Origin of the sequence: Tateyamaria omphalii, from assembly GCF_019802125.1 — a bacterium.
Lineage (GTDB): Bacteria > Pseudomonadota > Alphaproteobacteria > Rhodobacterales > Rhodobacteraceae > Tateyamaria > Tateyamaria omphalii_B.
Genome location: NZ_JAHVHT010000002.1, coordinates 175,955 through 188,646, shown reverse-complemented (window position 1 = coordinate 188,646; position 12,692 = coordinate 175,955). Strand labels below are relative to the sequence as shown.

The window sequence follows — 12,692 nt, the reverse complement described above, 5'->3', positions numbered from 1 at the left end:
AGGAAGCCCACATGAACTGGATCACCAACTACGTCCGGCCCCGGATCAACTCGATCTTTTCGCGGCGCGAAACCCCGGACAATCTGTGGACCAAGTGCGATGAATGCGGCACCATGCTGTTCCACCGCGAGCTGGCCGACAATCTGAATGTCTGCACCAATTGCGGGCACCACATGGCGATCACGCCGCGGGATCGGTTCACGGCGCTGTTTGACGGCGGTATCTTTATCGAGGTCGCAGTGCCTGCGCCTTTGGCCGACCCGCTGCAGTTCCGCGATCAGAAGAAGTATCCCGACCGGATGAAGGCGGCCCAGAAGTCCACCGGCGAAAGCGAGGCGATGCTTGTGGCCCGTGGCGAGATTGGCCGCACGCCCATCGTCGCGTGCGCGCAGGACTTTTCGTTCATGGGCGGGTCCATGGGCATGTATGTGGGCAATGCCATCATCGCTGCCGCCGAAGAGGCGGTGAAGCTGAAGCGCCCGTTGATCCTGTTCTCTGCCGCCGGTGGCGCGCGGATGCAGGAGGGGATCCTGAGCCTGATGCAGATGCCGCGCACCACCGTCGCAGTGCAGATGCTGAAAGAGGCGAACTTGCCTTACATCGTGGTGCTGACCCATCCCACGACGGGCGGCGTGACGGCCAGCTATGCCATGCTGGGCGATGTGCATATTGCAGAGCCCAACGCCCTGATCTGCTTTGCCGGTCCGCGCGTGATCGAACAGACCATTCGCGAGAAGTTGCCCGAAGGCTTCCAGCGGGCCGAGTACCTGCTGGATCACGGTATGCTTGACCGCGTGACGAAGCGGACCGAGATGCGGGACGAGTTGATCACGATCACCCGGATGCTGATGGGCGAGCCACCTGCCGTCAAAGGTGATCTGCCCGCCCCTGCGCCCCTCCCGGTTGAGGAGGTTGCGACCGAGGACGCCGCCAAGGAATGAGCACCGGTTCCGACGCCATCCTGGAACGGATGATGGCGCTGCACCCCAAGATCATTGATCTGACGCTGGATCGTGTGTGGCGTTTGCTTGATGCGCTGGGCAATCCGCAGAACGACTTGCCGCCGGTGATCCACATCGCCGGTACGAACGGCAAGGGATCGACCCAAGCCATGATTCGCGCTGGTCTGGAAGCGGCGGGGCATCGTGTCCATGCCTACACGTCGCCCCACCTGGCGCGGTTTCACGAGCGGATCCGGCTGGCGGGGGAGTTGATCTCTGAACCGGATCTGACCGCTTATCTTGATGAATGCTACGAGGCCAATGGCGGCGCGGACATCACTTACTTCGAGATCACGACCTGCGCCGCGATCCTTGCCTTTGCCCGAACGCCTGCGGACTACACGCTGCTTGAAGTGGGTTTAGGCGGTCGATTGGATGCAACCAATGTAATCGACCAACCCGCGCTCACGATCATCACGCCCGTGTCCATGGATCACGAGGCTTTTCTGGGCGACACGCTGCCCAAGATCGCGGGCGAAAAGGCCGGGATCATCAAGCGGCGGGTGCCCGTGATCGTGGGCCCGCAAGAGGATGACGGGCTCGACGTGATCGAGGCACAGGCCATGCGGCTGGGCGCGCCGGTGCTTGCCTATGGTCAGCATTGGCACGCAGCACCGGAACGCGATGGCATGATCTATCAGGATGAGGTCGGTCTGTTGGACCTGCCGCGTCCTGTCCTGCCGGGGGATCACCAGATCCAGAATGCAGGGATGGCGCTGGCCGCGCTGCGCCATCTGGGGTGCGATGCGACGGCGTGCGAGGCTGCTGTGACCCAAGCGCAATGGCCGGCGCGGATGCAAAGGCTGCGTACCGGGCCGCTGGTCGAACAGGCGGGCGAGGCCGAGCTGTGGTTGGATGGCGGGCACAACCCGGCGGCTGGCGAAGCCCTCGCCGCTGTCTTGCAGGGCCTGCCCAAACGTCCCACGCACCTGATCTGCGGTATGCTGAACACCAAGGATGCGCGGGGCTACCTGCGCCCGCTCGCGCCGCATGTGGACAGCCTGACCGCGCTGTCGATCCCCGGCGAGAAGAACACATTGCCCGCCGCTGAAACGGCGCAAGCGGCGCGCGATGTCGGGATGGTGGCGCACGAGGCAGAGGACGCAGCAGCCGCACTGCAGGCGATCATCGCAAATGAGCATCAAGCGCGTGTTCTGATCTGCGGATCGCTGTATCTGGCTGGTGCGATCCTGCGCGAAAACGGCTGATCTGCCGCTGTTGCCGATGTCTCAATATTTGGGCGAACCCGCATTATGTTGACCATTCGGTGCCGAATTTGCTACATCTAGCCCAGTTTTTCACCCTAACGTGGAACAACCACGACGGGTTTGCTTTTGGGGAAGCAGTATGTTCAGGCGAAAGAATGCGGGCGAATTGCCGTCCCAGGTCACGGATGATGCAGAGGAATACGCATCGTCCAACATGAAAATGCTGGTCATAGCCGCCGCTTTTCTGATGGTCACCATTGTCCTGATCCTTCTACAGCCAAGCGACGCGACAGAGCCTGCACAGGAGTTTGCCACCGTTCCCTTGGCGGATGATGTGGTCGCTTCCGCCCCCGAAGTGACGCGCGCCGATGCGTCGCTGCTTGATCTGCAGGCAGTATCGGCGTCCGAAGCGGTCAGCCGACAGTTGCGCCAACCCATTCGCCTGACAGATACAGATGCCCGGCACACGGACCTGCGCAGCCTGACATCAGCGGTCCTGATTGGGTTCGGATACACGCCGCAGCAAGGCGACCGGCTGCAAGCCCTGCTGGTGCAGGCCCTGACCGAAGGGCAGTCGAATGCTTACATCGACGCATTGCTAAACACCGCGGCGGCGCGCAACGAATTTACCGTACCGCGCAAGCTCACGACGGCCGCAGGACGACTGGACACCGAAGCCTTGCTGGTGGCCCTGGTGCGTCAGTCACAGGGTTAGGCCGCCCAGTCCGCGCTTTGCATTTCGCGCAGGCGCGAGGCGGTGCGCTCGAACTCGAACGTGCCTTCACCCTCAAGATACAGCATTTCCGGCGTGTCGGCGGCCGAGCAGATAAGCCGCACATGCGCCTCATACAGCGCGTCGATCAGGGTGACGAAGCGCTTGGCCTCGTTGAAGTTGCTGCGGCCGAGGCACGGGATGTCGTCGATCATCAGCACCTTGCAGGCGTCGGCGATGGCGAGGTAATCGCCCGGTCCCAGCGGTTTGGAACACAGATCAAAAAAGCTGCTGCGTCCGATCCCGTTGCGAAACTGCGGGATCGTCACGGTGCGCCCCTTGATCGTCAGGTCGAGCGGTTCGGCCTGCCCGCCTGATAGATCGGCCCAGATTGCATCCATCTCAGCCCGCGCGGTGGCGCCAAGCGGTGAGAAGTAGACGGGGCTGCCCGACAGCCGGTCCTGTCTGTAGTCGGTGGGAGAGACGAGTTCCCACACCACCATCTTGTCCTTGAGCAGGTCGATGAACGGCACGAACAGCTGCCGGTTCAACCCGTCTTTGTACAGGTCATCCGGCACGCGGTTGGATGTGGTCACCACCACGACCCCGGCGGCAAACAGCGCCTCGAACAGCCGCCCGACGATCATGGCGTCTGTGATGTCGGTGATCTGCATTTCGTCAAAGGCGAGCAGCCGGACCGAGGCGGCGACATCGGCGGCCACGGGCGCAATCGCATCGTCAACGCCGCGTTGGCGGGCGGCGTGGATGGCCGCATGGATTTCCTGCATGAAGGCGTGGAAGTGGACACGACGTGCAGGCACATCCACTCGCGATGCAAAAAAGTCCATCAACATCGACTTTCCGCGACCGACACCGCCCCAGAGGTACAGCCCCTTCGGTGGCTCCGGGGCTTTGCGAAAGAGGCCTTTCTTGACCGGTGCCACCAGTGCTGCGCGGATGCGTTCGAATTCGGGCAGCACGGCCAGTTGCGCCGGGTCGGGCTGCAATTCGCCCTTGTCCACAAGCGCTTGGTATTCTGTCAGCAAATCACTCATTGCCGTCTGTCGTAGCGCGCGCACCCGTCCATGGAAAGCGCCCTCAGTTCAGGAATGGTGATGTGACACCAAGAATTCCTGATTTGACGCAGCCGCGCACGTCCATACAGTCGCCGGGCAGCCTTGAGAGTATCGCCATGACCACCCGCACCCCGCTTTTCACACCTGTCCTGATCGTGGGCTGCGTGATCATCATGGTCAGCTTCGCCGTGCGTGCCTCCTTTGGCGTGTTCCAGATTCCCATTGCGGAGGAGTTCGGCTGGCTGCGCACCGAGTTTTCGCTCGCCATAGCGATCCAGAACCTGGCCTGGGGGATCGGGCAGCCGATCTTTGGCGCGATTGCGGAGAAGATCGGGGACCGCAAGGCGATCATCATGGGCGCGCTGACCTATGCGGCGGGCATGGTCCTGTCGGCGTGGTCGACCACCCCGCTGGAACACCAGCTCTACGCTTGGTTGGTGGGCTTTGGTGTGGCGGGCACAGGCTTTGGCGTGATCCTGGCGGTCGTGGGCCGTGCATCGAGCGACGAAAACCGGTCGATGAGCCTTGCCATTGCCACAGCCGCGGGGTCCGCGGGTCAGGTCTTTGGCGCGCCGATGGCCGAATGGATGCTGACAATGATGACCTGGCAAAGCGTCTTCGTGATCTTTGCTACGGCCATCCTGGCCCTGATCCTGTGCCTGCCGTTGATGCGCGCGCCTGCCATGGCGTCGAAGGCCGAGCTTGAGGAAAGCATGGGCGCCATTCTGATCAAGGCGTTCAAGGATCCGTCCTATACCCTGATCTTCCTTGGCTTCTTTTCCTGTGGTTATCAATTGGCCTTTGTCACGGCGCACTTTCCCGCCTTCGTGACAGAGGTGTGCGGCCCCATCCTGCCGGGCAGCATGTTGCACAACATTGGCATCACCACGACCTCTGCGCTGGGGGCGTGGGCAATTTCGCTGATTGGGCTGGCCAATATCGCGGGCACGCTCGCTGCGGGTTGGGCGGGCAAGCGATTTTCAAAAAAATACCTGCTGGCGGGCATCTACACGGCCCGCACGTTGGTGGCCGCGCTGTTCATCATTTTCCCCATGACGCCGATGACAGTGATCGTGTTCTCCATTGCCATGGGGTCGCTTTGGCTTGCCACGGTGCCGCTGACCAGCGGGCTGGTCGCGCATATTTACGGGCTGCGCTACATGGGCACGTTGTATGGCATCGTGTTTTTCAGCCACCAACTCGGCTCCTTCCTCGGGGTTTGGCTGGGTGGCCGGATGTACGATCTTTACGGGTCTTACGAACAGGTGTGGTGGATTGGTGTCGCAGTGGGAGCGTTCAGTGCCATCGTGCACCTCCCCATCCGCGAACGGCCACTGGCTCAACCAGCCGCTGCCTAACTGCGCGAGGCGCGGATCGCCTCCAGAACGGCTTCGGTGTGGCTGTAGGGTAAGCCGTGTCCAGCATCAGCGATGACGGCTTGTCGCGCCGACGGGTTCCATGAGGCCAAGGTATCCTGACACGGCAGCGGTATGACGTCGTCCTGCGCGCCCCAAACGGCAAGCACTGGGACACCGGCCGCCGCAATGGCCTTGTGCTGTTCTTCGCAGGTGTCGCGCAGCAGGCCGCGCAGGCTGGACAACACAGCGGGAAAGAAGCCACGCCGCGCTGTCTCCGCATGTTGCAGGTCGTGGATACCGTCCACTGATGATGGCGCGCCCGCCTCTGCCGAGATACCCCGGCGCAAGATCCACGGGTAGGTCGCAAGGAACAACCAGTCACCGATCACCGGCAGATCGCGCGACAGTGCGAGCTTCCCGCTCGCCAGTTTGAACATCCCCGCTGGTGCCAGAAGGATGAGTTGCGTGACAGCCTGCGGTCGACGTGCGGTGAAGTGCGTGGCGATGGCGCCGCCCATGGAGTAGCCCAAAACGGTCACCGGTTCCGTGACCTGTTCATGGGCCAGCAAATCCGTCAGTTGCTGATCGAAGAAGTCTGCCGTTTGGCTGGCCTGCACCCGGTCAGAATATCCGCGCCCATAAAGGTCATAGATCAGGACACGAAACCCAAGCAGCGCAAGCCCCTTGGCCGTCCCGTACCAGACAAAGGAGGGCGTGGTGAGCCCATGTATGCAAACCGCCACCGGTCCACGCTCCGGCCCAAGCCATTCGAAATGCGTAGTGCCCTGAGACAGCAAGGCGAACTGGCCCGGCGCCTTGGCCCGGTCCGCTTCGGTCACGCCCTTGCGCGTCAGTTCGATCGTGAGGGGGATCGCGACGATGCCCAGAACGATCAGGATCGCCCACATCAAGTGGCGGTCCACCGATCCAGGATGTAGCGGCTGGTCATCAGGTCCAGATGCGCGCCACCGCCGTTCTTGAACAGGGTGATGTCGTCCGGGTCGCGGGCAAAGGCGTCCAGATCGTAATAGTCTGCGAGCAGGTGATCGCGGGTGATTGTGCCAGCCTCCAGAGGGATCTTTACCTCTCCTATATGCCCCACAGTGGTGTCGAAACTGTCAACGAAAACGCGCGATTTCAGCAGGGCCGAATCGTCCACCTCTCGCATGTCGGGGCGGTAGGCGCCGATCAGGTCGATATGTTGGCCGGGTTGCAGCCAGTCACCTTGGATCAGCGGCTCGGTCGACATGGTGGCGCTGGTGATGATGTCGACGCTGCGCACGGCCTGTTCCAGATCGTTCGCGACCGTCAGCATGGGGCGCTCTGCCGCCATGGCCAAGGCATTGGCGCGGGTGCGGTTCCAGACCTGAAAATGGGCGTCGGGGAAGATCGCGGAATAGGCATCGTGCAGCGCGCGGCCCACGGTGCCCGCGCCCACGATCAGGATGTTGCGGCTGTCCGGACGCGCCAGCTTGCGCGCGGCGAGCAAGCTGTCGCCTGCCGTCTTCCATTTGGTCACCAGGTGAAAGTCGATGATGGCCTGCAAGGTGCCATCGCCGTCGGAATAGAGGTTTACGCCACCATTGATCATCGGCGCACCGCGCCCCGGATTGCCGGGAAAGACTGTGGCCGTTTTCACCGCCATGCCAATCCCATCGATCCATGCCGCCCGGCTGAGCAGCGTGTCCGGATCGCGGTACAGGAATGTATCACCAATCTCTGCCTTGGGCAGCGCGTGGCCAGCCGCCAATGCGTCGGTCAGGCCGATCCAGTCCAGCACAGCCTCACCCTCGGCAAAGGGGATATAGGGGACGGAGGTCACGCCGCCTCGCTTTCTGTCAGCAACCCTTCGGTCACAAGGCGCTTGGCCCACCCTTCTGGGCCCTTGAAACGATGCGTACGCCAGCCGCGCATCTGTGCTGCCGCGATATTCTCGCTGCGGTCATCGGTGAAAATCAGGCTTTCGCCGCGCAGGCCGCTGGCGTCTTCCAGCATTTCGTAGATGGTCGGGTCGGGTTTGATGACCTTCATGTGGCCCGAGATGAAGTCGCGATCAAACTGATGCATGAAGGGGTAGTCCCTGGCTGCGCGGTCATAGGTGTCGATGCCGAAATTCGTCAGGCTGAAGACGGGGATGCCCTTGGCCTGCAAGGCGCCCATGATGCGGACGGAATGGTCGATCTGGGGCGAAGCCATGTCGATCCAGCGGTCATGCCACATGCGGATTTCCGTCACCCATTCGGGATGTTTGGCCGCCAGATCATGGACCGATCTGGCGAAGGGTGCGCCGCGGTCAACCTCGAGGTTCATGCCTTCCAGATCGACTTCCTTGAACAGTTTGCGCCGCCGCTCTTCGCCGACTTCCTTGTCGTAGAAACGCTCGGGATTCCACTCAATCAGCACATTGCCGATGTCGAACACGACGGCCTGAATACTCATCTTTTTGCTGCTCTCAGTTCTCGTTCCAGTGCGTCCAGAAAACGCGATCTGTCAGCCTTGGTAAAGCCTTTGCCGCCGCCTTGGCGGAAAGGATCCGCCGCGCGCAGATCCGCCATGAGATCGCGGGTGGCAAGGACATTGCCGATATTGGCCTGCGTGAGCGCCTCGCCATTGTGCTTCAGCACCCGCGCCCCGGCCTCGACGCATTTGGCGGCCAGCGGGATGTCACCCGTCACAACCACATCGCCCGGGCCCGCGCGATCGGCAATCCACATGTCGGCAATGTCGGGCCCTTCGGGCACGATAACAGTCTCTATCAATGGGTTTTGTGACGGTCGTAGTCCCCCGTTCGACACGACTTTCATTTGTACCTTGTGCCGTGTGGCAACCCGTTCCGCTTCGGCTTTGACGGGGCAGGCATCGGCGTCGATGTAAAGCGTTGTCATGCCCACAGATGTTCGGCGTGAAAGGCCACGTGGTCTTCCATGAAGGTCGAAACGAAGAAGTAGGAGTGGTCGTATCCCGGCTGCATCCGGAACTGGATTTGCTGGCGGCGGGCTGCAGCGGCTTCGGCAAGCGCCTCGGGTTTCAGCAGGTCGATGAACTGGTCGTTGGTGCCCGTGTCGATCAGCATCGGGCCGTCAAAACCGCGATCCCGCATGCACAGGGTCGCATCATGGGGCGACCAGATGTCTTCATTGTTCCCCAAATATGCAGATAGCTGCTTGCGCCCCCAGTCGCTCGCCGTGGGATTGGTGATCGGTGAAAAAGCCGACACCGACCGGAACTGTCCCCGCGGGGACATCGCCATGGTCAGCGCGCCGTGCCCGCCCATGGAGTGCCCCGTGATCGACTGGCGGTCCATGTCGAGGCTGAAGTTCCGTTCAAGCAGCACGGGCAACTCGTCCATCACATAGTCCCACATGCGGTAGTGCGATGCCCACGGCTCTTCGGTGGCGTTCACGTAAAATCCGGCGCCTTTCCCCAGATCATAGCCATCATCATCCGCCACCTCATCGCCGCGTGGGGAGGTGTCGGGGAAGCACAGTGCGATACCGTGTTCGGCGGCCCACGCCTGTGCGCCTGCCTTGGTCATGGCGTTTTCGTGGGTGCAGGTTAGGCCCGAAAGGTACCAGAGCAGGGGCACCGGGCCGTCTTTGGCCTCGGCTGGCAGGAACAGACCAAAGGTCATGTCGCAGGAACAAGCGATAGAGGCGTGGGTATAGACCCCTTGGGTGCCGCCAAAGCAGGCGTTTTCAGAGACAGTATCCATGGGCATGTTCCTTTCGTTTCCCCATCGCTACCGGGCGTTGGCGCGTGCGGCAAGTTTCGGGAGCCTCCGGCGGCGGTTTATTTGGCGAAATGAAGAAGGATCAGCTCACCCAGGCAATGACGGCAGTGAGAGTAGCAATGCTGAGGGTGGTCGAGACGAGGATCGCGGCAGAGACCCGTTGTGGCGCGACACCGTAGTGCTGCGCCAGCATGTAGATGTTGCCCGCCACCGGCATGGCGGCACAGGCGATGATCATCGCGGCGCCGAACGGTTCGACGCTAAAGAGGTAGATCGCCGAAAAGGCGACAAAGGCCGGGTGCAGGACCAGCTTGCAGAAGCTGAGCCAGCCCGCGATCTGGATCCGTTCGGCGGATTTTGAGGCCAGCGATGCGCCGATGGCAAAGAGCGCGCCTGGAGTGGCGGCCCCGCCAAGGATCGTCAGGAAGTCGTTCATCGGATCAGGGATCGGGATTTGCAGGCCGGACCACAAAAGCCCCAGCGCCATGGCCACGATCATCGGGTTCTTGATCAGGCCGATGCCGATGGTCTTGATGATTGCGGGTGACATCCGCCCATCGCGGCCCACAGTAATCAGGATGACGATCAGGCTGGAAAAGACGATGAGGTCCGTGGCGAGCACCAGCATCACCGGGCCGATGGCTTCGGGGCCGAAGAGCAGGGCAAGCATGGGCAAGCCCAGAAATCCGGCATTGCCGATCACGGCGCATTGCGCCTCGACCGCGTTTGTCTGCACGTCGAGCCCGCGCAGAAAGCCGACCATGGTCGCGATGCCATAGACGAACGCGGTGCCCCATAGGTAGGCGGCCACCAACCGGCCATCCCAGACCTGTGCCAGCTCCAGGTTCGCGGCAAAGCGGAAGATCATCGCGGACAGGGCGAAATAGAAAACGAACTTGGTCAGATAGGCCGTCGCCTCCTCGGTGAAGAAGCGGGTGCGGCCTGCCCAGTAGCCAAGGCCGATCAACGCAAAAAAGGGTAGGGTCTTCAAAAGGATGGGCAACATGGATCAGGGATAGCGCGTGTTGCGTCGCCTAGCTACCGCCGATCGACCCACTTGTCGGGAAAGGTGTTACATCCTTTCGCGCGACGGGTTGACGATGTGGGATGCAGGGCGCGCTTTCGATTTTCTTATAGAAACTGAACGAAACGGTTTATATTGTGCAGTATCCCGCCACACAGGAAGCCAGATGAACGACGCAACGCCTATTGTCCGCAGGGGCCGAAAGTTTGACCAGGTTCTGGAGGGTGCGCGGGATGTGTTCATGGCTGACGGGTTCGAGGGGGCAAGCGTGGACGACATCGCCCGCGCGGCGAATGTCAGCAAGGCCACGCTCTACAGCTACTTTCCCGACAAGCGATTGCTTTTCATGGAAGTCGCGAATTCGGAATGCGCGCGTCAGAGCCAGGATGCGATCGACAACATCGACATGAATGCCCCGCCCCGGGATGTTCTTTGCCAGGCAGGCAAGCATTTCCTCAAGTTCATCACATCCAAGTTCGGCCAACAGGTGTTTCGCATTTGCGTTGCGGAATCGGACCGGTTTCCCGAGATCGGGCGTGCGTTTTACAAGTCCGGCCCGGAACGGATGCGCGACGAAATGGGTGAGTATTTCGAGGCGGCCGTGGCCCGCGGGGATCTAAAGATTGACGACTACACCCTTGCCGCTGACCAGTTCGGCGAGCTGTGCAAGGCGGACATCTGGCCACGGCTGATGTTCGGGGTGATCGACAGTGTCACGGATGATGACATCGACCGGGTGGTCGACAGCGCAGTCGAGACATTCCTGGCGCGCTACGGCGCGTGATGCCGCAGTTGGGCTGACTCGACTCCGGGTGCCGACTCGGCCTAGTTTGCAATGAGAACAAATTGCGAACATTTGGTAATGCCCAACCGTCGTATCCTGTCCATCTGGTTCCCCCGGCTGGGGGCCGAGCGTCTGATCAGGCGCCAGCCTGTGCTGGCGGATCAGCCTGTGGCCGTGGTCGAGGAACAGCAGAACATGCAGGTGATCACGGCCCTGAACGGGGTTGCGCAGGCTGATGGTTTGCAAATCGGTCAGCCCGTGCGGGACGCCCATGCTATGTGCCCGGGATTGTTGACGTTTCCCAGAGCCGCGCAGGAGGAGAAGCGGTTTCTGGAGGCGCTGCAGCGCTGGGCGGGCAAGTTTTCCCCCTGGGTTGCGCCCGAGGATGGGGATGCCCTTGTCGTTGATCTGACGGGGTGCGCGCATCTGTTTGGGGGAGAGCCCGAGCTGATGCAGGTCGTGCAGGATGATTGCACCGATCTGGGGCTGAGCGTGTTGCTGGGGCTGGCGGATACCCGTGGGGCGGCGTGGGCCTTGGCGCGCTATGCGGGCAAAGCCGCCGGGTCGGATCGGTCGGGGGATGCCATCGATCAGGAGGCGCGGGCCACGCGGTCCCGTGCAGGCAGGCGGCGACACTGGACCAAGGGGGGTGCCGCCCCCGCGGTGACCATGCAACCCTCTGATATTACACGTATTGCGCCGCCTGGGCAGACCTATGGCGCGCTGTCGCCCTTGCCCATTGCCGCCTTGCGCCTGGACGCGGACATGACGGCGCAACTGGGCCGTCTGGGCCTTCGCCGGGTGGGGGATTTGCTGGGTCAGCCGCGGGCGGGACTGGCCCGGCGGTTCGGGCGTGGGTTGGTCATGCGACTGGATCAGGCGATGGGCAGCGCGCCCGAGCCGGTGTCGCCTGCCAAGCCGCCGGATCACTTTGCCGTCCGTATGACCCTGCCGGACCCGATCGGGTTGGCCGAGGATATGATGGCTGCGATTGACCGGACCTTGCCCCGTTTGTGTAAGATGCTGGAAGATAAAGGAAAAGGCGCGCGGCGTGTGATGCTGCAGGCCTATCGTAGCGACCACGCGGTTGAGATCATCGAGGTCGGGTTGGCCCGCCCGAACCATGATCCGCATCGTATCCGACCGCTTCTGGAGATGAAGATCGAAGAGATCGACGCGGGCTTTGGCATCGACATGATCCGCATGCTGGCCACGCAGGTGGAGCCCATTCACGACGTGATGACCGTGGGCCACCGCGAGGCCGGTGCGGCCGTGCAGGCGCGGTTGAACAACGCCAATGCAATGGATGATCTGATCGGGCGGCTGGGTGCGCGGGTGGGGCTGGATTCCATCCGGCGCTTTGAACCGGCAGACAGCCATATCCCTGAAAAGTCACATAAAATCATGTCCGCTGCCTGGTCGAAACCGCATGAGGGGCCGTGGCCGGATCCCACGAATCCGCGCCCTTTGCTGCTGTGGCACCCCGAGCCCGTGCACGCCCCGGCCACGCCCAAGATGCCGGACACCTTTCGCTGGCGGGGTATGGATCTGACCCGGCACCGGGCCATTGGACCCGAGCGGATCGCGCCGGAATGGTGGCTGGACGATCCGAATTGGCGGTCAGGCACGCGGGATTATTGGGTGACGGACACGACGGATGGGCAGCGGCTGTGGCTGTTCTATGCCCATGGCGGCGCGATGTCGCCGGGGTGGTTTTGTCACGGATCCTTTGCCTGACCGTACGGTGGGGTTAATGGGGCGCACGGCGGCTTCGAGCGCGCGAAACTGCGGAGTTTTGG

Annotated in this window: 13 protein-coding genes; 6 read left to right on the top strand and 7 right to left on the bottom strand. The window is 62.2% G+C overall.

The features are described 5' to 3' along the window. The first annotated feature begins 11 nt into the window (after positions 1-11). The 3 genes from accD (at position 12) to KUV51_RS09895 (ending at position 2,924) form a co-directional block, all read left to right on the top strand. The gene (gene accD, locus KUV51_RS09905) at positions 12-941 is read left to right on the top strand and encodes an acetyl-CoA carboxylase, carboxyltransferase subunit beta (protein ID WP_222521475.1); all 930 of its coding nucleotides are present in this window, start codon (positions 12-14) and stop codon (positions 939-941) included. Then, positions 938-2,209 carry a bifunctional folylpolyglutamate synthase/dihydrofolate synthase gene (locus KUV51_RS09900; RefSeq protein WP_222521474.1) on the top strand — a complete coding sequence of 424 codons (1,272 nt, stop codon included), beginning with the start codon at positions 938-940 and terminating at the stop codon, positions 2,207-2,209. Before accD ends, KUV51_RS09900 begins: the two co-directional genes overlap by 4 nt. Positions 2,210-2,348: 139 nt before the next feature. Continuing rightward, complete coding sequence (locus KUV51_RS09895; RefSeq protein WP_222521473.1) at positions 2,349-2,924, top strand: hypothetical protein; 576 nt, start codon at positions 2,349-2,351, stop codon at positions 2,922-2,924. On the opposite strand, the gene zapE is transcribed toward KUV51_RS09895, so the two are convergent. Continuing rightward, positions 2,921-3,976, bottom strand: coding sequence for a cell division protein ZapE (gene zapE / locus KUV51_RS09890; RefSeq protein WP_222521472.1), 1,056 nt, complete (start codon positions 3,974-3,976; stop codon positions 2,921-2,923). The genes KUV51_RS09895 and zapE overlap by 4 nt on opposite strands. 137 nt (positions 3,977-4,113) lie before the next feature. Here zapE and KUV51_RS09885 point away from each other — a divergent pair, with 137 nt between their 5' ends. Then, positions 4,114-5,355, top strand: a complete 1,242-nt coding sequence (locus KUV51_RS09885; protein WP_222521471.1) for an MFS transporter — start codon at positions 4,114-4,116, stop codon at positions 5,353-5,355. Here KUV51_RS09885 and KUV51_RS09880 read toward each other — a convergent pair. The 6 genes from KUV51_RS09880 to KUV51_RS09855 form a co-directional block, all read right to left on the bottom strand. After that, complete coding sequence (locus tag KUV51_RS09880; RefSeq protein WP_315898826.1) at positions 5,352-6,263, bottom strand: alpha/beta hydrolase; 912 nt, start codon at positions 6,261-6,263, stop codon at positions 5,352-5,354. The genes KUV51_RS09885 and KUV51_RS09880 overlap by 4 nt on opposite strands. Next, positions 6,263-7,177, bottom strand: coding sequence for an ornithine cyclodeaminase family protein (locus tag KUV51_RS09875; RefSeq protein ID WP_222521469.1), 915 nt, complete (start codon positions 7,175-7,177; stop codon positions 6,263-6,265). Before KUV51_RS09875 ends, KUV51_RS09880 begins: the two co-directional genes overlap by 1 nt. Further along, a complete protein-coding gene (locus KUV51_RS09870) occupies positions 7,174-7,794 on the bottom strand; it encodes an HAD family hydrolase (RefSeq protein ID WP_222521468.1) in 621 nt (206 codons plus the stop codon). Before KUV51_RS09870 ends, KUV51_RS09875 begins: the two co-directional genes overlap by 4 nt. Next, positions 7,791-8,240, bottom strand: a complete 450-nt coding sequence (locus KUV51_RS09865; RefSeq protein ID WP_222521467.1) for a YaiI/YqxD family protein — start codon at positions 8,238-8,240, stop codon at positions 7,791-7,793. Before KUV51_RS09865 ends, KUV51_RS09870 begins: the two co-directional genes overlap by 4 nt. Further along, positions 8,237-9,067 carry an S-formylglutathione hydrolase gene (fghA, locus tag KUV51_RS09860; RefSeq protein WP_222521466.1) on the bottom strand — a complete coding sequence of 277 codons (831 nt, stop codon included), beginning with the start codon at positions 9,065-9,067 and terminating at the stop codon, positions 8,237-8,239. Before fghA ends, KUV51_RS09865 begins: the two co-directional genes overlap by 4 nt. Before the next feature lie 100 nt (positions 9,068-9,167). Continuing rightward, entirely contained in the window at positions 9,168-10,091 is a 924-nt protein-coding gene (locus tag KUV51_RS09855) for an AEC family transporter (RefSeq protein WP_222521465.1), read from the bottom strand. Between the two features lie 184 nt (positions 10,092-10,275). On the opposite strand from KUV51_RS09855, the gene KUV51_RS09850 reads away from it, so the two are divergent. Together KUV51_RS09850 and KUV51_RS09845 are read left to right on the top strand one after the other, a co-directional pair. Continuing rightward, complete coding sequence (locus KUV51_RS09850) at positions 10,276-10,893, top strand: TetR/AcrR family transcriptional regulator (RefSeq protein ID WP_222521464.1); 618 nt, start codon at positions 10,276-10,278, stop codon at positions 10,891-10,893. 78 nt (positions 10,894-10,971) lie between these two features. Continuing rightward, positions 10,972-12,630, top strand: coding sequence for a Y-family DNA polymerase (locus KUV51_RS09845; protein ID WP_222521463.1), 1,659 nt, complete (start codon positions 10,972-10,974; stop codon positions 12,628-12,630). Positions 12,631-12,692: the final 62 nt, after the last annotated feature.

Bases quoted from the DNA above. Each gene is read 5' to 3' on its own strand.
- KUV51_RS09845 (WP_222521463.1), top strand. From the start codon at position 10,972: ATGCCCAACCGTCGTATCCTGTCCATCTGGTTCCCCCGGCTGGGGGCC.
- KUV51_RS09855 (WP_222521465.1), bottom strand. From the start codon at position 10,091: ATGTTGCCCATCCTTTTGAAGACCCTACCCTTTTTTGCGTTGATCGGC.
- KUV51_RS09880 (WP_315898826.1), bottom strand. From the start codon at position 6,263: ATGTGGGCGATCCTGATCGTTCTGGGCATCGTCGCGATCCCCCTCACG.
- KUV51_RS09885 (WP_222521471.1), top strand. From the start codon at position 4,114: ATGACCACCCGCACCCCGCTTTTCACACCTGTCCTGATCGTGGGCTGC.
- accD (WP_222521475.1), top strand. From the start codon at position 12: ATGAACTGGATCACCAACTACGTCCGGCCCCGGATCAACTCGATCTTT.
- KUV51_RS09870 (WP_222521468.1), bottom strand. From the start codon at position 7,794: ATGAGTATTCAGGCCGTCGTGTTCGACATCGGCAATGTGCTGATTGAG.
- fghA (WP_222521466.1), bottom strand. From the start codon at position 9,067: ATGGATACTGTCTCTGAAAACGCCTGCTTTGGCGGCACCCAAGGGGTC.
- KUV51_RS09865 (WP_222521467.1), bottom strand. From the start codon at position 8,240: ATGACAACGCTTTACATCGACGCCGATGCCTGCCCCGTCAAAGCCGAA.
- KUV51_RS09900 (WP_222521474.1), top strand. From the start codon at position 938: ATGAGCACCGGTTCCGACGCCATCCTGGAACGGATGATGGCGCTGCAC.
- zapE (WP_222521472.1), bottom strand. From the start codon at position 3,976: ATGAGTGATTTGCTGACAGAATACCAAGCGCTTGTGGACAAGGGCGAA.
- KUV51_RS09895 (WP_222521473.1), top strand. From the start codon at position 2,349: ATGTTCAGGCGAAAGAATGCGGGCGAATTGCCGTCCCAGGTCACGGAT.
- KUV51_RS09850 (WP_222521464.1), top strand. From the start codon at position 10,276: ATGAACGACGCAACGCCTATTGTCCGCAGGGGCCGAAAGTTTGACCAG.